This window comes from Acinetobacter sp. YH16052, from assembly GCF_013417155.1.
In the GTDB taxonomy this organism is placed as follows: domain Bacteria; phylum Pseudomonadota; class Gammaproteobacteria; order Pseudomonadales; family Moraxellaceae; genus Acinetobacter.
Genome location: NZ_VPEO01000006.1, coordinates 12724 through 29992 on the forward strand (window position 1 = coordinate 12724; position 17269 = coordinate 29992).

Sequence of the window (17269 nt, forward strand, 5' to 3'; positions counted from 1 at the left end):
GCATGAATTCACAACAACAGCCTCTCCTCGAGGTGAAAAATCTGGTTCGTGAATTCCCTGCGGGTGAAAGCACGGTCCAGATTTTAAAAGGGGTGAATCTAGAGATTTATCCGGGTGAACTGGTGGCGATTGTCGGTCAGTCCGGTTCCGGTAAATCGACCCTGATGAACATTCTGGGTTGTCTGGACAAACCGACCACGGGTAGCTACAAGGTCAAAGGCCGTGAAACCCGGGAACTGGAAGCGGATGAACTGGCGCAATTACGCCGTGAATATTTCGGCTTTATTTTTCAGCGTTATCATCTGCTGGGCGATTTAAATGCAGCAGGCAATGTCGAAGTCCCTGCGATTTATGCCGGTGCGGATTCATCTGAACGGCATGCGCGAGCCGTCAAGATTCTGACTGATCTCGGTCTGGGTGAAAAAACCCAGAACCGTCCGAGCCAGCTCTCTGGTGGTCAGCAGCAACGTGTTTCGATTGCCCGTGCATTAATGAATGGCGGTGACGTGATTCTGGCCGATGAACCGACCGGTGCATTGGACAAGAACAGCGGTATTGAAGTGATGCGCATTTTGCGTGAACTGAATGCTAAAGGTCATACCATCATTCTGGTCACGCATGATCATAATGTAGCGAAAAATGCGACGCGGATTATCGAGATCTCGGACGGCAATATTATTTCTGATCAGCCCAATGTTCCTGAAGTCGAAGAGCATCTGGAAAAACAGCCGCTAATCCGCAGTGAACAAAAGAAGATTTCTTCCTGGCGTTCTGCAGTTGACCGTCTCGGTGAAGCTTTCCGTATGGCCTTGCTGGCCATGAATGCACATCGCATGCGGACTTTCCTCACCATGCTCGGAATCATTATCGGTATTGCTTCGGTGGTCTCGGTGGTGGCACTCGGTAATGGCTCACAAAAGCAGATTCTGGAAAATATCAGCAGTCTGGGGACCAATACCATTACCGTATTTCAGGGTCGAGGCTTTGGGGATAATTCCAGATCTTCACAGTCCAAAACCCTGATTCCGGCCGATGCCGATGCGCTAGCTGAACAACCGTATGTCGATGGCGTCAGCCCATCGGTGAATAGCAGTGTCACCGGCCGTTATAAAGAAATCGAAGCTTCAACTACGGTCAACGGCGTCAGTGAAGATTTCTTCTACGTGCGTGGCATGACTTTCCAGTCCGGTCAGCCTTTTGACCGCAGTAGCGTCATGCAACAGGCGCAAGATGTCGTCATTGACACCAATACCAAAAACACCTTCTTTAAGGATGGCACCAATCCGGTGGGTCAGGTGATTTTACTCGGGAGCGTACCGAGCCGGATTATCGGGGTGATTGACGCGCAAAAAGGCATGATGGGCAATAATGACAGCCTGAATGTCTATCTGCCGTATTCCACCGTCATGAGCCGTATGCTGGGGCAATCCAATGTGCGTAGCATCATTGTGCGGATTAAGGATGAATACCCAAGTGCGGCGGCTGAAAATGCGATTTTGAATTTGCTGGTACAGCGACATGGCGCGCAGGATGTGTTTACCCAGAATGCCGACAGTATTCGTGAAACTATTCAGCAAACCACAGCGACTATGACTTTGCTAATTTCAGCGATTGCGGTAATTTCACTGGTGGTCGGCGGGATTGGCGTAATGAATATCATGCTGGTATCGGTAACCGAACGTACTCAGGAAATTGGTGTGCGTATGGCGGTGGGTGCCCGTCAAAGTGATATTTTGCAGCAATTCCTGATTGAAGCCGTTCTGGTCTGTATCTTGGGTGGTATTTTGGGTGTGCTGCTTTCCCTCGGGATTGGCCAATTAATTACCCATTTTGCCGGCGGTACTTTCCAGATGGCGTATTCAACCACTTCGATTGTAGCGGCCTTTGTCTGCTCAAGCCTGATCGGGATTGTGTTTGGCTTTATCCCGGCACGTAACGCTGCTCGTCTGAATCCAGTCGATGCGCTCTCTCGCGAATAAGGAATCTGATATGCAAATGAATTTAACCAAGCTTGCCAGTGCCCTGTTGCTGGGAAGCTCGCTGGTCGGTTGTGCCGCAGTGGTGAAAACCCCCTATGAACAGCCTGCGATCAATATGCCGGGTAGCTTTCAAAACAATAAGGTGCTTAGTCAGCAGATTCATGCTGATATTTTGGCAGATCAATGGTGGACTTTATTTAAAGATCCACAATTAAATAATTTGGTAAATGAAGTATTGGCGCAGAATACCGATCTGGCAGTGGCCGGCATCAGTTTACAACAGGCCCGTATTCAAGCCAGACAAGCTCAAAGTCAGCAAGGCGTTCGCGTCGGTGATGCAAGAATTTCAACGGGCCATCGTTTTAGCCTAGATGGTGGCGGCGATTCTTCGACGGGTCTTTCACTGGGTTATCCGGGCTTAAGCTATGAACTGGATCTGTTTGGCAAACTGGCCAATCAAACCGAAGCCGCTCGCTGGGAGGCCTTAGCCTCTGAAGAAGACTTGCAGGCAACTGCTCAGAGCCTGATCGGCACCACAGCGCAACTCTATTGGCAACTGGCTTATCTGAATGAACGTTATAGCGTGGTACAGCAAAATCTGGCGACCGCGCAAAAAACCTATGATCTGGTGCGAGTGCAATATCGTGCCGGCGCAGTATCCGGTCTGGATTTAACCCAGGCGGAACAGGCGATTCAAAGCCAACAGGCAACCTTAAGCCAGATTGAACAACAACGTGTGGAAACACGTACCGGACTCGCGGTATTGCTGCACATGCCGGTTCAACAGCTCGCGATTCAAGAGCCAAGCCGTTTACCGAATATTCAATTGCCGAGTATTCAGGCTGACTTACCGGCGAGTTTATTGTCACGTCGTCCTGACCTTCGAGCGACTGAACTGCGCTTGCGTAAGGCACTAGCTAATAAAGATGCCAACAAAGCCAGCTACTATCCATCCATTAGTTTGACCGGCAATCTGACCACCGGTATTGGCAGCAGTACGTCCCTCTCGAATGCACTGAAAAATCCGGTTGCAACTTTAGGTGCAGGTCTGACCTTGCCTTTCCTGCAATGGAATGACATGAAACGTGATCTACAAGTCAATGAGCTGGAATATGAAAAAGCCATTATCCAGTATCGCCAGACCATGTACGAAGCCTTTGCCGATGTGGAAAATGCCTTGTCGAATCGTACTGAGCTCACTAAGCAGGTTGCATTACAGCAACGCAATGTTGAGCTGACAGAAAGAACTGAACGCTTGACTGAAGTGCGTTATCGTAATGGTGCGGTGGCGTTGAAAAACCTGCTGGATGCACAGGAAACTACGCGCAATGCGCGGCTGTCTTTGGTGCAAACCAGACAGAACCAGTACAATGCTTATGTCACCTTGATGCAGGCATTGGGTGGTAGCCCGATTAAACAATTACCTTAACAAAGCTTGATCCATAAAAAAACCGCTGTCAGACAGCGGTTTTTTAGCTCATATGATTTGAGTCAGTTTATTTCATTTGCAAATACGCATTCACATTTTTCAATAATTCAGTGGATCGCTCATGTCCGAGTAAACTGCCTTTTTCCAGCCAGTCCCGTGCGATTCTGATATCACGCTCCACGCCAATTCCCTTGGTATATAAACGTCCAAGATGGCTATAAGCATCCGCATTTACCTGCGCTGCCGCCTGCTGATAATACTGTACGGCTTGCTCAATATTGCTCTCAACACCTTGACCCTGTTCATATGCTTCACCCAGAGCATTCAGTGCTACACCATTCTGCTGAGCGGCTGCTTTTTGCAGATAGCTCAAGCCTAAGGCAATATCCTGCGCAATCTGTTGGCCTTTAAGATATTTCAAGCCCAATTCTGCCTGTGCTTGGGCATGACCCAATTGCGCAGCCTGATGCAGATAACGATTTGCTAGCTCTAAATTGTTCACAAAGACAGGATAAATGCCTGACAGAGCTTGGTACAGGAACCATGCCGCCTCTTTCGAACCTTTCGCAACCGCCTGATTCAGATACTGGATAGCTTTGTCACGTGTCGGTAAAGGATATTCAGCTAGACTATAAAACCGGCCGACGCTATAAATTAAATCCGCTTCAGATTGAGCTTCAATCAGCCAATACTGCTGTGCCGCGCTCTGAATCATTTGTGTGGCTTTGGCAATGTCTTTTACTGTACCGACACCATTTAAATAACACAGCGCTAGCCCCATCTGTGCAGACACATCATCAGGACTAAGCTGATAGGCAGCCTGATATAACTCAAATGCTTTTTGCGGTTCGTTGGCCACCAGGTGCTGCTCAAAATACAGCGCAGCAATCATGCATAATGCAGGCGCATGCTGACTGTTGGCCGCTTCCGACCAGTAACGAAATGCCATGGTTTCATTTTTATCAACATACCAGCCATGAAAATAAGCCAGCCCGATTAAAGTCTTGGCTTGTGCATCGGCATGCTCTTTGGACTGCTGCAATAAATGCTGGAACACGCGTTGACGCTGGTCGGTATCGATACGGCCTTGTAACACACCGGCATAATAATCATAGAGACCTTTCTGGTCACCGAGACTGATACAGCGTTTAATAAATTGCAGCGATTGCATCAGGTCTTGGGGGAGAATCTGTCCATGCCCATAATCATCGGCGATCTGCTGATTAGCGGCCAAATGATCTTGTTGTGCCGCCAGAAACAGATAATGAATTCCTTGCACTAAATCTTGGGTTGTTGAATCTGCCAAATAATACTGAGCCAACTGATACTGCGAATTGGCATGACCATGCCCGGCATTTTGAATTAATAATGCCAGACGCTGTTTTTCTGCAGTCATCTCGTTTTGAGGCTGGCCTTCGGTAGAAGAAAGTTCAGTGATGCGATACTGGGCATCCAGATTGCCACGTGCTACGGCATGTCGGTACCAGTACAGGGCTTTTTCCGGGTCAGCCTGTTGATACGCCTCCCCTTCATGAATCTGCCCCAAATGATAGGCCGCTTCATCACTGCCCAAGCGAAAGGCTTTGTCTAGGTAGCTAATGGCTTTTTCAGTATTTTGCTCATGTCCCAGACCTTGCAGATGCATCAGACCCATGCCTACATAGGCTTGTGGGATTTCCTGTTGCTGGGCCAGCCCCTGATAAATCTGATAGGCACGTTCATAATTCGGATATTCCGGATCTGAACTCAAACGTGCTGCGTGTTTCAGTTGAGCATCAATCTGCTCAATCCATAAATCATGTTGTACAGCCTTCGCCTGATCACGTTTCACCGGATCCGGACGTTTCCACATCCAGATCGCCAACGCCCCTATCCCCAAAATCAGTACCAGCAAGAACCACATAGCTGCTCCAAAACATTATTTTTGTTCTGCAAATGAATCCTTTCATTCTAAACGCCAGTTTAAAAAAAGCACATAGATTGTGCTTTTTATTTTTAAATCAGGCTTTTGCTCTTTTACTATCGAGCTTTTTCAAGCCTTCTGCCACGGCGACCATGGCAAAGCTTGAAGTCACCACCACGGCAGAGCCATAACCACCACAGCGTAAGCCGGCACTGGCGCAGACATCGGCACTCGAAAATGGATTATCGATGGAATAGACACAGGTAATACCGAATTTTTCTTTGGGCTTTTTACAGATGCCTTTAGCACGTAACTGGACACGTAATTTGGCCAGCATCGGGTCCTGTTCGGTTTTAGATAAATCTGCAACACGAATTTTCAGTGGATCCAGTTTGCCACCTGCCCCGCCCGATACAATTAAAGGAATCTTGTTAAAGCGACAATGTAGCATCAGGGCAAATTTGGCTTTGACATCATCGATGCAATCTAAAATCAGATCCGGTGTCGGAGCTAAAATTTCTTTGATATTCTCAGGCGTCAGATAATCATCAATTAGATTGATTTTAATGCGTGGATTAATTGCACGACACCGCTCGGCCATAACTTCAATTTTTTCATGACCCAAGGTGGTACTCATGGCAGGTAACTGGCGGTTGATATTTGATGCCGCCACCACATCCATATCGACCAAGGTCAGTTCGCCAATTCCGCTACGTGCCAGAGCTTCTACTGCCCATGAACCGACACCACCGATGCCAATCACCATCACATGACTTTTTTCATAATGGTTAAAGCTGTCTTCTCCATAAATTTTGGCAACACCAGCAAAACGGCGGTCATATTCATCATCTTGAAGCAGGTCAGTCATAGGTCATCTATAGCAATAAAAATACCGGATCATTTTAGCAAAATCCGCTTTTCTTTACCGCCACTAAATTTTTGATCGATTTAAATGACATTCAGATTGGATGAGAGCGACAACCGACTCGCGATTGATTAAAATATCAACAAATTAATTCTATGTCATTTGGCCAAAAGGAGTGGAATGTCATGCTATTTAACACCCTTTTGGGTTTGAACATTGTTTGTATCGGGCTTTATTTTTATGTTCTGATCAGCCAAAAGAACAAAAATTATTATCTCAGCATTCTCATTCGTTTAATGACTTTAGGATTATTTGGCTTAGTTATTTTCGATCGTTATGAAACACAGAATCATCTGATTGTGTTATTACTCTTGTGGGTAGGCTTTGAAAGCATGGAGCAGTTTTACACTAGAAAAAATCCAGTTCAGTAAAATAAAAAAAGAGGCTTTCGCCTCTTTTTCATCTATCGGAATTAATCTTTATTCATGATGAAAAAATATTCACGATAGTATTTCAATTCCGCAATCGAATCACGAATGTCATCCATCGCCAGATGCGAGGCATTTTTCTTGAGACCGCTCATGATTTCCGGGCGCCAGCGTTTGGCCAGTTCTTTCACTGAAGATACATCCAGATTACGGTAATGGAAATACTGCTCCAGTTCAGGCATCAGGCGGTGCAAGAAACGGCGATCCTGACAGATCGAGTTACCACACATCGGTGAAGATTTTGGATTGACCCATTTTTTCAGGAATTCAATAGTTTGCTGTTCGGCATCCTGAGCGGTCAGTTTACTGCGACGTACACGTTCAATCAGACCAGACTGGCCATGCTGGCGAGTGTTCCACTCATCCATGGCATTTAACAGACGTGCAGGCTGATGTACCGCAAGCACAGGACCTTCTGCCAAAATATTCAAATTGTCATCGGTTACAATTGTTGCAATTTCAATAATTTGATCATTGTCTGTGTCTAGACCTGTCATTTCAAGGTCAATCCAAATCAGGCGGGTATCAGCGGTGCTGCTCATAAATGTGCAATCTTATTGGGTTTAAAAACAACTATAGTAGCAAATTAATTACATCTTGGGTGTCATTCGGGGGCTGCTTCATGCTATTTTTGCCATCTGATTTACCCGGTTTTTTTAGGATATGAATGGCCTTAATACGTAAGCGTCGTCTGACAGAGCAACAACAGCGCCGCATTCAGAAACAACAGAAAACACGTCAAGAAGATCTCGATACCTCCAGTGATCTTGAAGGTTTAGTGGTGCAACATTATGGCCGCCAACTTGAAGTGCAAGCTTTGTCTCGCCCTGACATTCACCCTGAAAAACCTGTGGTCGCCGATGGTGAGCCTGAACCTTTCTGGAAAGAGATTGAACTGGACAGCGTCTGGCGCTGTCATACTCGAACCAATCTGGATTTATTGGTCACGGGTGACCGGGTCAAATGGCAAGCCGATCCGAATACCGGTTTAGGAATTATCACCGCGATTCATCCCCGAAAATCCTTATTGACACGCCCCGACCGCTATCACAAGGTTAAACCGGTAGCGGCCAACATTTCACTGATTGTGATCGTGTTTGCACCATTGCCTGAGCCAGCGCCGGGCCTGATCGACCGTTATCTGGTGGCCTGTGCCGATGCCGATATTCCTGCATTGCTGGTGATGAATAAAGCCGATTTGTTAAAAGAAAACGATCCGATTCTGACTCTGCTGCAAGAATATCAAGATCTCGGTTATGAAGTGATGCAGACCCAATCCGATGGCGACCTGACTGCACTGTCTAATCGTCTGGAAAATGAAACGGTGGCTTTCGTCGGTCAATCTGGTGTGGGTAAAAGCACGCTGATTAATGCGATCGTGCCGGATGCCGCACAGAAAACCAATATTATTTCGGAAAACTCGGCACTCGGTCAACACACCACGACGTCAACGCGCTTGATCGGTTTTGGTGAAGGTGCGGCCCTGATTGACTCTCCGGGAATTCGTGAATTTGGCCTGTGGCATCTGACTTTAGATAAGGTACAAAGCGGCTTTCCTGAAATTGAAAATCTGCTCGGCCATTGTCAGTTCCGTAACTGTACCCATAAGCATGAAAAACAATGTGCTTTGCGTCAGGCTGCGGCCGAAGGTGAAATTTTGCCGCGCCGACTGGACAGCTATTTACGTTTAATCGACGAAATCACTGAAGCACAGCAAAAAAATTAATTTTCTTAACCCTTGGCCCTTGAAGCGGTGATTTTGATCACCATATTTATGAGCTATACTCTTGGCAATTTTAAAATTGTAATTAGGTGAATTGTGGAACGTTGGTTCGAGTTTATGGGGAATCACCCCTTCTTATTTGGAACACTCGCGGTATTAGTGGTTTTGTTCTTCATTATCGAAGGTCAACGTAACGGTCGCAAAATTTCTCCGCAATCGCTGGGAATTTTAGTCAAAGCAAAAAATGCCATGCTGGTTGATCTACGTGATGCCAAAGACTTCCGTGAAGGTCATATCAGCGGCAGCCGTAATATTCCATATAGCCAGATTACAAAACATGTTGAAGAGCTGAAAGCATCTGATCGCCCTTTGGTGTTCATTTGTAACCTTGGACAGGTGGCTGGTACTGCATTACAGCAGGTTGGTCATGCCGATGCCTACCGTCTTGATGGCGGCGTCAGCAACTGGAAAGCTCAAGGTTTACCTTTGGTGAAAAGCAAATAATCCACGAACAGGAGATTGATCATGGCTGAAGTTACTATTTACTCGACGACAGTGTGTCCTTATTGCGTGCGTGCAAAACAGCTACTGGAACGTAAGGGTGTGGCATATAAAGAGATTAACTTGTCTCAAGAAGCGCCTGAAGTACGTCTTGAATTGATGCAGCGTACCAATCACCGTACCGTGCCACAAATTTTTATTAATGATCAGTTCATCGGTGGTTTTGACCAACTTTATGCTTTAGAGCGTGAAGGCAAACTTGATGAATTGCTGGCTTAACCTTACTAAAATTATCACTTCATATTAAGGATCAAAAAATGAGTGAAGAACAACAAGCTCAACCACAATTGGCATTAGAGCGTATTTATACCAAAGATATTTCTTTTGAAGTTCCTGGGGCGCAAGTTTTTACCAAGCAATGGCAACCTGAGTTAAACATCAATCTTTCTTCTTCTGCAGAAAAAATTGATGAAACTCATTTTGAAGTAGCTTTGAAAGTCGTGGTTCAAGCGACCAACGAAGGTGATACCGCGTTTATCGTTGATGTCACTCAAGCTGGTATTTTCCTGGTGGATGGCGTTGAAGAAGAGCGTCTTCCATACATCCTAGGCGCATACTGCCCGAACATCCTGTTCCCGTTCCTACGTGAAGCAGTGAATGATATGGTGACTAAAGGTAGCTTCCCACAATTGCTATTGACTCCAATCAACTTCGATGCTGAATTTGAAGCCAATATGCAACGTGCGCAAGCCGCTGCTGTGGATGGTCAAGCTTAATCGCTATCCTTCAAATCTAAAAAAGACCACTTATGCGGTCTTTTTTATTGCCTTGAGTGGCCTCCCCCTTTATCAAAGGGGGAATGAGGGGGATTTTAATCATTTCCTCACTCAGAGAAAGAAGTCATTCCCCTCTCTCTAACTCTCTCCCTGAGGGAGAGAGGATTTATAGGACTTATTCCGCATCCGCCATCAAATCAGCGCTCATACCTACCGTATTGAAACCGGCATCGACATACAGGATTTCACCGGTAATTCCGTTAGCCCATGGCGAGCACAGGAATAATGCGGCATTACCGACATCTTCAATCGTCACATTACGTTTTAATGGAGCAACTTTCTCATTCAGGTCAAGCATTTTACGGAATGATTTAATACCTGAAGCTGCCAAGGTACGGATTGGACCCGCAGAGATCGCGTTCACACGAATACCTTCCTGACCCAAGCTAGACGCCAAATAACGTACGCCTGCTTCTAAAGAGGCTTTGGCCATACCCATCACGTTATAGTTTGGCATTACACGCTCAGAACCTTGATAGGTCAATGTCAGCAAACAGCCTTGACGGACTTGCAGCAAAGGTTTTGCCGCACGTGCCATTGCAATAAAGCTATAAGCACTGATGTCATGTGCAATATTAAAGCCTTCACGATCCGTGATTTCGGTGAAGTCACCATCTAGCGTATGTGCCGGTGCAAAACCGATAGAATGCACTACGCCGTCCAGACCATCCCAGTGTTTAGCCAGTTCGGCAAATGCATGGTCAATTTCAGCATCGACTGCCACATCACAAGGAAAAACCAGTTTCGAACCAAACTGTTCAGCAAAGTCATCTACCCGCTTTTTCAGCTTTTCATTTGGATAAGTAAAAGCCAATTCAGCACCTTCACGATGCAATGCTTGAGCAATACCAAAAGCAATCGATAATTTACTCGCAATGCCCGCGATCAAGAAGCGCTTACCCGCCAAAAGTCCTTGTGCCATGTGAATCTCACCTAAAAGAATGTATATGGCATGATGCCAAGTCTGAAGCATTTTAGAAATTGCATAATGCACCTTTTTTTCTATTTATGATGAACTGGGAATTTAAGACTGAGTTAAGAGTATTAACTTAAATGGTCAGATGCAGGGCCTGATGAGTATTTTGCCAGAGCTGTTCAGCCAGTTCCTCTTTGTGCATATGCAGGCTCTTTGCCAGTCCTTGCAGCACATAAGGTAAATTTGCAGGTGTATTTCGGGTACGTTGCTCGGTCGAGCTTTGACAACAGAGTGGCGTCATATCCGGACAGTCAGTTTCCAATACCAAATGTTCTGGTCCGACATACTGCACCACTTGATGAAGTTTTTTGGCATTTAGATTGGTGATTTGCCCGGTGATGCCCAGTTTGAATCCCAGCTTGATAAAAGCCTTGGCTTCCTCAATCCCACCACCAAAGGCATGCGCAATGCCGCCCTGTTTAAACTGCTGCTGTTTTAAAATCTGCAAAACCTCCGCATGCGATTTGCGGATATGCAGCAAAACCGGCTTATCAAATTGCTGTGCCAGTTCAAGCTGTGCAGCAAAAAAATCTTTTTGCTTCTGAAAAATTTCCGCCTGTTTGTACTGTTTTAAAAAGGTATCCAGACCGATTTCGCCAATGGCAATGCATGGTTCAGTTTTGAGCAGCCGTTCCAAATCGTATAGATGTTCAGCCTGATGCTGTTCAATATAAAACGGATGCAAGCCGGGTGCCAAATGGCTTTGCGGGGCATTTTCCAGATCATTGATGGAGTGATGGGTCCTTAACAAATCTTGAAAACGGTTTTGCAAAAAACCAATTAAAACCAGATGATCGACACCTACCGCTTTGGCCGTATAGGCCAACTGTTCCCGATCAGGATCAAAATCGGGAACATCAAAATGGGTATGCGTATCAAACAGTTTTAAGGTCATTTGGCTTTTGCAGCAGATGCTGGCTGTGCCTCGGAGGCAGCTTTTTCAGTTTGAGGCAGATATTCAGGTTTCAGTACACCTTGTAGCTGCTCATAAGGAATCATTAAACGTGGCAAGCCAACCACATATGGCCCAATTTCATATTCGGCATATTGCAAGACCAGACCTTGTTGAGCCAGATAGAAATTATCGGTGAGTTTGAACTTCCAGGCCTGTTCATATTCCGCCACATCTTTGGCCAGCTTGGATTCTACCACCCAGTTTTTAAACGCATCATAAGCACGCGCTTCCAGTTGGGCTTTCTGTTTGGCCGCAATAATGTCATCCAGCTTGACCAGTTTCTTCTGCTCAAGATCAAAATTATAATAAGTCTGTGCAGATGCGCCGTGTGCTCCTCCCAGATAATAACTGCTGTTCAGAACCACTGTCGCTAGAGGATCACCCGAATGCAGAATCTTGGGCTTAATCATCAGGCTAATGCTATGACTGGCACTGAGCGCTTTGAGCTCTTTGTCCAGATTCAAGAAGGTCTGCATAAAGGGCTGGATCTGCTGCTCAAGCTGCTGTTTCGGTGTGGTCACTGTGGCCAAAGCCGCTTTGGGTTCAGAGGCAGCCGCTTCTGCTTCGCTGGCAGCGCTCACTTTTGCCGGTTCAATCGCATCAACAGACAGGATATTTTTCAACTGTTGCAGAATCTGCTGGTCGATCCATTCATCAATAAAGCCCTGATTACTGTTCAGACGTTCGATCGAAATTTCCGGACAGCTTTTGTCTTCACACTCTGGAATCGCCAACTTGAGCTTTTCGGTATCGCCGCTGAGTTTAAGTGCTTCAGCTTCGGCTTGTAGCGCCTCGGAAGCACCTGAGTCTTCCGGCTCATTACCCTTCGGCTGGCAGGCACTCAGCAAGATTGCTGATGCCAGGACGGATAGACAAAAGATATTCTTGTATTTTGGCATTCATTCACCTTTTTGGAACCTGTACGCTTGCAGGATCGTGAGCTTTAAAACATATGCTGATAGATATCAGCTTTCAAGACCTGTTGTGTTTGTTGTTTTGTTAAATAAATATCCAGTTGTTTGGCGTCTTTGCTAATTTCATGGCTGCGAAAATGCAGCCCAATGCCTTCCTGATCAAAGAACCAGTCAGCCTGTCCCCAATACAGTTTTTTCGGTGCTTTCTGCTGAACTTGCTGATCGTTTTCTTTGAGCCATGTATCATAGGCTTGCTGAATAATCTGATCCATTACTAACTGTTGCTTAGGATCGACAATATCCAGTGGGGTTAGCATTTTCTGCTGGCGACGATCAGCCACAAAAAAATAATAGCGCTCATGCACGCTGACATTTTCCTGTTTGGTATCGACCCCAATCTGCATCAATACATATTGATTGCGCTGGTAGGGAATGCGGGTATATAGCGATAACTCATAAGCCTTGTTCAGATTGAGCTGCGCCTGCCAGGCATCCGATTTTTTTACATAGGCATTGATCGCCTGCTGTAAATTCATGTCCTGTTTCAACCCAATTTGATCCTGGATCACTTTGGCCTGCTGCTTTTCAATCCATTGGTTCATCCATGGATCAACCGTATGCAAGGTCTGAATATCCAGATTGATACAGTTTTTATTTTCACAAAATGGCAAGGCAATTTTAGCCGGCTGCTCTTGAATATTCAGATAAGGCAAAACATCTGCGGTCTGCTGAGCTGCGGTCATTTTCTCATTTTGCGGAGTATTAACAGGCTCTTTTTCGCTTTGATCACAGCCACTCAGGACAAGACTTAAACCAATCACAGAACCGAGGACGACTTCCTTGCTGAGCTTCATTCTCTTTGCTATATCTATCGAGTTATTAATTGCTTAAATGTAGCATAAAATAAAACAGCTTCCGGAGAAGCTGTTTGATATTTTTAAACTTTAGCTGCGGAACGTTAAAGTTTAGTGTTCACGCGTATTGTGGAACACGATGTCCGGATAACGTTCTTGCATCAGCTGCAAATTCACGCGGCTTGGTGCGAGATATGTCAAATGACCACCACCATCGACAGACAACTGGTCATGAGCTTTTTTCTTGAATTCGTTGAATTTCTTCTCATCATCGCAAGACACCCAACGTACTGTGTTGATGCTGACCGGTTCGTAAACACAATCAACTTTGTATTCTTCTTTCAGACGGTAAGCCACCACTTCAAATTGTAGCACACCTACAGCACCAACGATCAGATCGTTGTTATTCTGCGGCATGAATACCTGGGTTGCCCCTTCTTCTGAAAGCTCTTTCAGACCTTTTTGCAGCTGCTTGGATTTTAATGGATCCTTCAAGCGGACACGACGGAACATTTCAGGCGCAAAGTGTGGAATACCGGTGAACTGAAGTTTCTCACCCGAGGTAAATGTATCGCCAATCTGGATGGTGCCATGGTTATGCAGACCAATAATATCACCCGGCCAAGCTTCTTCCAGATGCTGACGATCACCGGCCAGGAAAGTTAAGGCATCGCTGATGCGTACATCTTTATCCAGACGCACATGCTTCATCTTCAGGCCTTTTTCATACTTGCCTGAACAGATCCGCATGAAAGCAATACGGTCACGGTGTTTCGGATCCATATTGGCCTGAATTTTAAAGACAAAACCGGTGAAGCCTTCTTCATCCGCTTCTACCACACGATCTTGGGTCGGATGGGCTTTAGGAGATGGCGCATATTGACTGAAGGCATCCAGAACATGGTCGACACCAAAGTTACCCAAGGCTGTACCGAATAGAACAGGCGTTTGACGACCGGCCAGGAATTCTTCACGATCTAAAGGCTCATTGGCCATTTGTACCAGTTCCAGCGATTCTTCAAATGCCGCCCAAGCCAGCTCACCGACTTTCTCACGAAGATCAGGATAGTCATAACCATCTCGCACTTCGATCTCAGTAATCACTGAACCGAAACCGGCTTTATACACGTAGAATTTTTCTTCGATTAAATTGAATACACCGGCAAAATCACGGCCAGTACCGAGCGGCCAGGTGATCGGAACACATTTAATTTTCAGAACGTTTTCGATTTCATCCAGCAGCTCAAGCGGTTCACGAATTTCACGGTCCATTTTGTTGACGAATGAAATGATCGGTGTATCGCGCATTCGACACACTTCCATCAGTTTAATGGTACGGTCTTCGACACCTTTTGCCCCGTCAATCACCATCAGCGCAGAGTCTACTGCGGTTAGGGTACGATAGGTATCTTCCGAGAAGTCTTCATGTCCCGGGGTGTCCAGAAGATTGATCATCTTGTCTTTAAAAGGGAATTGCATTACCGAGGTCGTAATCGAGATACCACGCTCTTTTTCCATTTCCATCCAGTCCGATGTTGCGGCCCGGTCAGATTTACGGCTTTTTACCATCCCGGCAACCTGAATGGCCTGACCCCATAACAGCAATTTTTCTGTCATGGTGGTTTTACCGGCATCGGGGTGGGAAATAATAGCGAACGTACGTCGCTGGGCGACTTGTGCCGCCAGTTCTTGCTTAAAGCTCATGAAATATACCTACTGCTCAATGCACAGCATTCGAGATCAAATTCGATCAATATGAAAAAAATTGGCGATATTGTAGCAGAGTTTCAGGGTGGAGTTCCGTGAGCCATATTGTCTATCCTGACGCTCAATCAATTAGAGCGCTATTAATGGAATTGTAAATTTTCTAAACGTTGTTCATCTACCGGCAAACCCAGTAAAAAACCTTGTAATTGTTCACAACCGAGCCGGGTTAAAATTTCTGCTTGCGCTTCTGTTTCAACACCTTCGGCGGTCACCACCAAGCCCAGTTTTATGGCCAGCTGAATAATGCTTTCCAGAATCATTTCTTCTTTGGAGCCGACTGCCAGATTTTTGATAAATTCCCGGTCAATTTTTAACTCATCTACGGCGAAATTCTTTAAATAGAGAAAACTGGAATGCCCTGTACCAAAATCATCAATGGCTAGACGGATGCCCATTTGTCTTAAGCGCTTAAAGCTGCGCATACTCACATCAATATGATGCATGGCAGTCGATTCAGTAATCTCGATCATTAAATGCTGAGGACTGATTTTATATTGTGCAAATAACTTTTCTAAAGTACTAAACAGATGCTTATGTTCAAATTGTACCGCAGACAAATTGACCGCGATAGGGAAAAATTCAGTATGTGTCCGTTGCCATTTTTGAATCTGCTGACAAGCCAGTTCCAATGCCCAATAGCCCATTTGAATAATCAGTCCGGTTTTTTCAGCTGCATTGATAAACAGATTCGGGCCGAGCAGCCCAAACTGGGGATGGTTCCAGCGAATTAATGCCTCTACCCCACACAAGCTACGATCCTTGGTCCAAAACTTGGGCTGATAAAACAGCACAAACTGCTGTTCTTCCACGGCTTTATATAGATCATTAATCAGGGTACTCTGACTCTTGCTTTCATCCTGATCGGTAGAGTAATTAAAGACTGAATAGGTATTGCGTCCCTGATACTTGGAACTCAGCATCGCGGCATCAGCATTGACCAGCAGATCCTGTAAATTTTTGCCGTGCTCCGGATACATGGCAATACCAATACTGCCCGAGATATGAATACTCTTGCCTTCAATCAGGAAACTTTCCTGAATCAGTTCAAGAATCTGTTCTGACATTTTTGCAGCTTTGGCGACTGAAGTATTTTCCAGTACCAGCAGAAATTCATCCCCACCGATTCTGAGCAGCTTGGAATGATGGCCTAATAACAGATGAATCCGCGTGGTCAATTGAATCAGCAACTGATCGCCGACCAGATGGCCAAACACATCATTGACTGCCTTAAAACGATCCAGATCGATATATAAAAAAGCAATTTCATGCTGCTGTTCGGACTGACCTGAAAACAGCAGATTTGCATATTCAGCCAGATACAAACGGTTAGGTAATTTGGTCAGATTGTCCTGAATGGTTTGATTTTCAATTTGTTGATTGGCCCATGCAAGCTGACGGTTGCGTAATCCCACACGCAGTTCGGACACGATGATACAAATCAGCGTTACCAGCAGCAATCCACTCATCAGTATCATGGCCAGAAATAGCTGATCATGTGCCTGAACTAATTCCGGTGACTGTTGCATATGGGCGGCAGTAAAATTGAATGACATCATGCTAATAGAGTGCATGCCAAAGATGCTGAGTGCGATCACACCTAATACGAGAACTGACCGGAAAAATGACCAAGTACTTCTGGTACTTAACCAGAGGATAAACATAGAGGCAATGCATATCACCAGAACAGACAGGAGCAGCATCCCCAAATCCATCTCATATTTATTCAGCACAAAACTTGCTGTCAGCCCAATAAAATGGATCAACCATATGAATAGGCCCAATAGCATGGCGGTTAGCATTAAATTGAAGGTTTTAAAGTTTAGCTGTAAAGCGCCTGAAGCAAATTTTTTAATCCGTGCGATGAGATAGCAAGCAACCAATGCAGAAAGAATGGACCCGATGAACAGACCAATATCATGCTGAATATCAATCATAAAAAATGTTCCCCAGCGGTGATCATTTTTATTATGCTCTGCACTGATATTTCCATTTTCACCCGATCAAATTTGAACTCAGTAAAATCTCAAGACTGACTATCCATGCAAGCCAATTGGTCTGCAACAACATCAGTCTTAACTA

Annotated in this window: 16 protein-coding genes; 7 read left to right on the top strand and 9 right to left on the bottom strand. The window is 45.5% G+C overall.

Annotation, left to right across the window (positions count from 1 at the left end; genetic code table 11):
- The first annotated feature begins 2 nt into the window (after positions 1-2).
- Together FTV42_RS05650 and FTV42_RS05655 are read left to right on the top strand one after the other, a co-directional pair.
- Entirely contained in the window at positions 3-1979 is a 1977-nt protein-coding gene (locus tag FTV42_RS05650) for a MacB family efflux pump subunit (protein WP_044109938.1), read from the top strand.
- Between the two features lie 10 nt (positions 1980-1989).
- Positions 1990-3408, top strand: coding sequence for an efflux transporter outer membrane subunit (locus FTV42_RS05655; RefSeq protein WP_114542004.1), 1419 nt, complete (start codon positions 1990-1992; stop codon positions 3406-3408).
- A 67-nt stretch (positions 3409-3475) separates the two neighbouring features.
- On the opposite strand, the gene FTV42_RS05660 is transcribed toward FTV42_RS05655, so the two are convergent.
- Positions 3476-5311: a tetratricopeptide repeat protein gene (locus FTV42_RS05660; RefSeq protein WP_180037917.1), complete on the bottom strand. Its 1836-nt coding sequence runs from the start codon at positions 5309-5311 to the stop codon at positions 3476-3478.
- 97 nt (positions 5312-5408) lie between these two features.
- Positions 5409-6179 carry a ThiF family adenylyltransferase gene (locus tag FTV42_RS05665; protein ID WP_129716334.1) on the bottom strand — a complete coding sequence of 257 codons (771 nt, stop codon included), beginning with the start codon at positions 6177-6179 and terminating at the stop codon, positions 5409-5411.
- Between the two features lie 182 nt (positions 6180-6361).
- Between FTV42_RS05665 and FTV42_RS05670 the strand changes: the two genes are divergently transcribed.
- Positions 6362-6607, top strand: coding sequence for a hypothetical protein (locus FTV42_RS05670; RefSeq protein WP_005107898.1), 246 nt, complete (start codon positions 6362-6364; stop codon positions 6605-6607).
- Between the two features lie 41 nt (positions 6608-6648).
- On the opposite strand, the gene orn is transcribed toward FTV42_RS05670, so the two are convergent.
- Complete coding sequence (gene orn, locus FTV42_RS05675) at positions 6649-7206, bottom strand: oligoribonuclease (protein ID WP_005107901.1); 558 nt, start codon at positions 7204-7206, stop codon at positions 6649-6651.
- A 125-nt stretch (positions 7207-7331) separates the two neighbouring features.
- Here orn and rsgA point away from each other — a divergent pair, with 125 nt between their 5' ends.
- From rsgA to secB, 4 genes are all read left to right on the top strand, one after another.
- Entirely contained in the window at positions 7332-8390 is a 1059-nt protein-coding gene (rsgA, locus tag FTV42_RS05680; protein WP_004278384.1) for a ribosome small subunit-dependent GTPase A, read from the top strand.
- Positions 8391-8483: 93 nt separating this feature from the next.
- Positions 8484-8891 (top strand): rhodanese-like domain-containing protein, encoded by a 408-nt coding sequence (locus FTV42_RS05685; RefSeq protein ID WP_004647440.1) that lies wholly within the window; start codon positions 8484-8486, stop codon positions 8889-8891.
- Between the two features lie 21 nt (positions 8892-8912).
- Positions 8913-9167 carry a glutaredoxin 3 gene (gene grxC, locus FTV42_RS05690; RefSeq protein WP_004278388.1) on the top strand — a complete coding sequence of 85 codons (255 nt, stop codon included), beginning with the start codon at positions 8913-8915 and terminating at the stop codon, positions 9165-9167.
- Positions 9168-9205: 38 nt separating this feature from the next.
- Positions 9206-9664, top strand: a complete 459-nt coding sequence (secB, locus tag FTV42_RS05695; RefSeq protein WP_004647439.1) for a protein-export chaperone SecB — start codon at positions 9206-9208, stop codon at positions 9662-9664.
- 175 nt (positions 9665-9839) lie between these two features.
- Here secB and FTV42_RS05700 read toward each other — a convergent pair whose 3' ends face one another.
- The 6 genes from FTV42_RS05700 to FTV42_RS05725 form a co-directional block, all read right to left on the bottom strand.
- Positions 9840-10646 (bottom strand): enoyl-ACP reductase, encoded by an 807-nt coding sequence (locus tag FTV42_RS05700; protein ID WP_004647438.1) that lies wholly within the window; start codon positions 10644-10646, stop codon positions 9840-9842.
- Between the two features lie 127 nt (positions 10647-10773).
- Positions 10774-11595, bottom strand: coding sequence for a TatD family hydrolase (locus FTV42_RS05705; RefSeq protein WP_180037919.1), 822 nt, complete (start codon positions 11593-11595; stop codon positions 10774-10776).
- On the bottom strand, positions 11592-12554 hold the full coding sequence (locus FTV42_RS05710) for an RsiV family protein (protein WP_180037921.1): 963 nt from the start codon (positions 12552-12554) through the stop codon (positions 11592-11594). The genes FTV42_RS05705 and FTV42_RS05710 overlap by 4 nt, the downstream gene beginning before the upstream one ends.
- Before the next feature lie 44 nt (positions 12555-12598).
- Positions 12599-13423, bottom strand: coding sequence for a hypothetical protein (locus FTV42_RS05715; protein WP_005250706.1), 825 nt, complete (start codon positions 13421-13423; stop codon positions 12599-12601).
- Positions 13424-13534: 111 nt separating this feature from the next.
- Complete coding sequence (locus FTV42_RS05720) at positions 13535-15127, bottom strand: peptide chain release factor 3 (protein ID WP_004647433.1); 1593 nt, start codon at positions 15125-15127, stop codon at positions 13535-13537.
- A gap of 143 nt (positions 15128-15270) precedes the next feature.
- Complete coding sequence (locus tag FTV42_RS05725) at positions 15271-17124, bottom strand: bifunctional diguanylate cyclase/phosphodiesterase (protein WP_180037923.1); 1854 nt, start codon at positions 17122-17124, stop codon at positions 15271-15273.
- Positions 17125-17269 lie beyond the last annotated feature (145 nt).

Bases quoted from the DNA above. Each gene is read 5' to 3' on its own strand.
- FTV42_RS05650 (WP_044109938.1), top strand. From the start codon at position 3: ATGAATTCACAACAACAGCCTCTCCTCGAGGTGAAAAATCTGGTTCGT.
- FTV42_RS05655 (WP_114542004.1), top strand. From the start codon at position 1,990: ATGCAAATGAATTTAACCAAGCTTGCCAGTGCCCTGTTGCTGGGAAGC.
- FTV42_RS05660 (WP_180037917.1), bottom strand. From the start codon at position 5,311: ATGTGGTTCTTGCTGGTACTGATTTTGGGGATAGGGGCGTTGGCGATC.
- FTV42_RS05665 (WP_129716334.1), bottom strand. From the start codon at position 6,179: ATGACTGACCTGCTTCAAGATGATGAATATGACCGCCGTTTTGCTGGT.
- FTV42_RS05670 (WP_005107898.1), top strand. From the start codon at position 6,362: ATGCTATTTAACACCCTTTTGGGTTTGAACATTGTTTGTATCGGGCTT.
- orn (WP_005107901.1), bottom strand. From the start codon at position 7,206: ATGAGCAGCACCGCTGATACCCGCCTGATTTGGATTGACCTTGAAATG.
- rsgA (WP_004278384.1), top strand. From the start codon at position 7,332: ATGGCCTTAATACGTAAGCGTCGTCTGACAGAGCAACAACAGCGCCGC.
- grxC (WP_004278388.1), top strand. From the start codon at position 8,913: ATGGCTGAAGTTACTATTTACTCGACGACAGTGTGTCCTTATTGCGTG.
- secB (WP_004647439.1), top strand. From the start codon at position 9,206: ATGAGTGAAGAACAACAAGCTCAACCACAATTGGCATTAGAGCGTATT.
- FTV42_RS05700 (WP_004647438.1), bottom strand. From the start codon at position 10,646: ATGGCACAAGGACTTTTGGCGGGTAAGCGCTTCTTGATCGCGGGCATT.
- FTV42_RS05705 (WP_180037919.1), bottom strand. From the start codon at position 11,595: ATGACCTTAAAACTGTTTGATACGCATACCCATTTTGATGTTCCCGAT.
- FTV42_RS05710 (WP_180037921.1), bottom strand. From the start codon at position 12,554: ATGCCAAAATACAAGAATATCTTTTGTCTATCCGTCCTGGCATCAGCA.
- FTV42_RS05715 (WP_005250706.1), bottom strand. From the start codon at position 13,423: ATGAAGCTCAGCAAGGAAGTCGTCCTCGGTTCTGTGATTGGTTTAAGT.
- FTV42_RS05720 (WP_004647433.1), bottom strand. From the start codon at position 15,127: ATGAGCTTTAAGCAAGAACTGGCGGCACAAGTCGCCCAGCGACGTACG.
- FTV42_RS05725 (WP_180037923.1), bottom strand. From the start codon at position 17,124: ATGATTGATATTCAGCATGATATTGGTCTGTTCATCGGGTCCATTCTT.